The organism is Rhizobium sp. CRRU65, from assembly GCF_048551595.1.
GTDB classification, from domain to species: domain Bacteria; phylum Pseudomonadota; class Alphaproteobacteria; order Rhizobiales; family Rhizobiaceae; genus Rhizobium; species Rhizobium leguminosarum_J.
In genome coordinates this window covers 1-423 of record NZ_JBLYZH010000058.1, presented here as the reverse complement: position 1 = coordinate 423, position 423 = coordinate 1, and the positions used below count along the sequence as shown (strand labels likewise).

Below are 423 nucleotides of genomic sequence, written 5' to 3'. Positions count from 1 at the left end.
AGAGGTCTTCGGCTGTGAAGCTTGGCCAGAGGAAGTGCACAGCGGCCCAATGCACGAACTTGCGGTTCATGGCGCCGGTCGCAGTCAATCCTATGCCACCCTCACCGTCAGCATAGGCAACCGAAAGAAGCATGCCGCGAAGAAGTGGTGACAGCGCGGCGACATCGACGTGCCCCTGCAGGTTGATTTCCGGAAGCATCGTGCGGCTTTGATCCCCATCCTGCGCCATGCAAGTGCCAGCGAGTATCGAGCGACAAAAGAACAATTGCCAGTGAGAAAGCTAAAGCCGAAGGAAGTGTCATCACCCGCCCCCGCTCCGCCCTTTCAACCCGGCCCAGCCGGCCGGATCGGGGGCTGACCGACGGTGCTAGTGTCGCGTTTCTAACTGGCTGGCGAAGTCGCAGCGCTATTCAGCTTTGACAA

1 pseudogene is annotated in these 423 nt (G+C 59.6%); it reads right to left on the bottom strand.

Annotation, left to right across the window (positions count from 1 at the left end):
• Positions 1-199: pseudogene (locus ACM5SV_RS36630) on the bottom strand (hypothetical protein); the annotation flags it as partial.
• Positions 200-423 lie beyond the last annotated feature (224 nt).